Source organism: Accumulibacter sp. (assembly GCF_016789985.1).
Classification (GTDB): Bacteria; Pseudomonadota; Gammaproteobacteria; order Burkholderiales; family Rhodocyclaceae; genus Accumulibacter.
The window spans coordinates 1-2,326 of record NZ_JAEUOL010000086.1 but is presented as its reverse complement, the minus strand read 5'-3'; the positions used below and the strand labels follow the sequence as shown (position 1 = coordinate 2,326).

Annotated in this window: 2 protein-coding genes and 1 pseudogene; all 3 read left to right on the top strand. The window is 59.7% G+C overall.

Going from position 1 to position 2,326, the window contains the following annotated elements; translation table 11 throughout:
* The coding region (locus tag JNK99_RS05170; RefSeq protein WP_291849605.1) for an IS66 family transposase at positions 1-929 on the top strand (929 nt) is incomplete at its 5' end.
* Between the two features lie 79 nt (positions 930-1,008).
* The gene (locus tag JNK99_RS05165) at positions 1,009-1,503 is read left to right on the top strand and encodes a hypothetical protein (RefSeq protein WP_291849602.1); all 495 of its coding nucleotides are present in this window, start codon (positions 1,009-1,011) and stop codon (positions 1,501-1,503) included.
* 95 nt (positions 1,504-1,598) lie between these two features.
* Positions 1,599-2,326: pseudogene (locus JNK99_RS05160) on the top strand (IS5 family transposase); the annotation flags it as partial.

The following is a 2,326-nucleotide window of genomic DNA, read 5'->3' as shown; positions in this document are numbered from 1 at the left end:
TGCTCCTGCCCGAATGGCCAGGCGCACGGGGGGATGCCCAGCAGATGCTCGGGCCGCGCCTGGCTGGGCTGATCGTCATGCTCTGCCTGCGCTATCGGCTCTCGCGCGCCAAGGTTCAAGAGCTCCTCTGTGAGTTGCTCGGACGGCAACTGTCCGCCGGACTCATCGACCAGACCCTACGGCAAAGCGCCGACCAGGTCGCGCCGGTCGAAGACCTGCTGCTGGAGGAGATCGAGCGCGCCGGCCTGCTGCACCTGGACGAGACGCCGTGGCGAGAAAGTGGTCGGTTGCTCTGGCTGTGGGGGTTCAACGCCGTGACGACGGTGGTCTATTTCGTCGGCGCACGCAGCGCCGAGATCTTCATCAATGCCCTGCAGGGCGGTTTTGCTGGCTGCCTGATGAGCGACGGCTACGCCGTTTACCGTTCATACCTCAACCGCATTCGCTGCCTGGCGCCTCTCCTGCGCAAGGCCCGCGGGCTGACCGAAGCCACTTGCCGGCACACCCGTCAGGTCGGGCAGCCACGCCTCGACCTCATGGGTGGCCTGATACAGGCGACCCAGGCTGCCCGCGATGGCCCTTTCGACGACTGGGCCGAGCGCCAGGCGCCCGCCCTCGCCCAACTCAAGGCCTTGTGCGAACGCCACCCACACAGTCCCTTCGTCAATCTCGGCGAATTCTGCCGCGAGATGCTCAACGATTGGGAAGCGATCATCCGGCCGCTACTCGACCCCAGCCTGCCGCTCACCAACCATGCGGCCGAGCGTCTGTTGCGCCACTGGGTCATCGCCCGTCGCCTGAGCTTCGGTACCCGCAGCGAGCAAGGAACTCGAGCGTTTGCGCTGCTCGCCAACATCATCGATACTTGTCGCGCAAGGAAAGCGTCCGCTTGGGATTACCTCACCGCCGCCCTTCAGGCCGGCCGCTAAGAACTACCGATGCCGCCTTTGCCCGCCATTTCAGTGGGGGGGTGATTGGTTACTCCCCCTGCTCTGCCGAGGAGTTAACATGCTGGAAACTTATGTACTTGTAGCCGCGGTATTAGCTGTTGCTGCCTGGGTAATTTATCGGACACTAGTCTACATAATCCCGATAAGACGCAAAACAGCCCGCCGGATTCGCGATCTGCATACCGCAGTATCTACCATGGTTCACGATAGGTTTGCTCCACTTGGTTTTGTGCTGAAAATCACAAAACCAACCAACGGTGATTGTTGGCGGGAGTTCGTTAGAGGTAAGGAGCGCATACGTGTATTGTACGATGCAAGAGACAAAATATTTCAGTTTGCATACTCCGTAGGCGACAAGAAGAAGGAATGTCGAACGTATGCCAAGATTGGTGGCGTCAATCAGCAAACCAAATTAGAGTACTTAGACGTGCCAGACTGGCAATTTGTACTTCAACGCAATGTCGATAATGGACTGAGCGAGAAGGTTGCACGAGAAATCTTATCAGAATGTAAGGAAAAGATTGAAGGCGTCGCAGCTTGCTTAAATTTCTAGAACAACTGCCCAACTTAAGGAAGCACTGATTTAATCATCCCGGCGAACGATGCCCTTGGTATGATGTGCACGTTGTTGGGGAGGGGATTGTGCCAGTGAAGCAGATCAGTTTTTCGGAAGCCGAGTTTGCCGCGAAGAGGCGGGTCACCAGACGAGAGCGCTTTCTTGCCGACATGGAACGGGTTATCCCCTGGCAAGATGTGCTGGCGATCATCGAACCGCACTACCCGAAAGGGAAGCGCGGCCGGCCGCCGATCGGGCTGAAGGGATGCTGCGGGTGTACCTGATCCAGCAATGGTACGGCCTGTCGGACGAGGGGGTGGAGGATGCGATCACCGACAGCCAGGCGTTGCGGGGATTCGTGCGGATTGATCTGTCGCGAGAGGCGGTGCCGGATGCGACGACGCTGCTGCCGTTTCGCCACTTGCTGGAAGAGAAGGCACTGTCGAAGGGCATCTTCGCGGCGATCAAGGCGCCACTGACGGCCAAGGGACTGATGATGCGCGAGGGAACGATTACCGACGCGACGATCCTTGCCGCACCGCCGTCGGTGAAGAACGAAGCGAAGGCCCGCGATCCGGAGAGGCACCAGACGAAGAAGGGCAACCAGTGGCACTTCGGCATGAAGGCGCACCTCGGGGTCGATGCCGAGAGCGGGCGGGTTCAACCGGTGGTGGGAACGTCGGCGAACGTCGCCGACGTGACGCAGACCGCCGAAGTGCTGCACGGCGAAGAGAAAACCGTGTATCTGGATGCCGGTTACACCGGTGTCGAGAAGCGCGAAGAGCTGAGAGACCGGGACATCGATTGGCAGGTGGGTGGC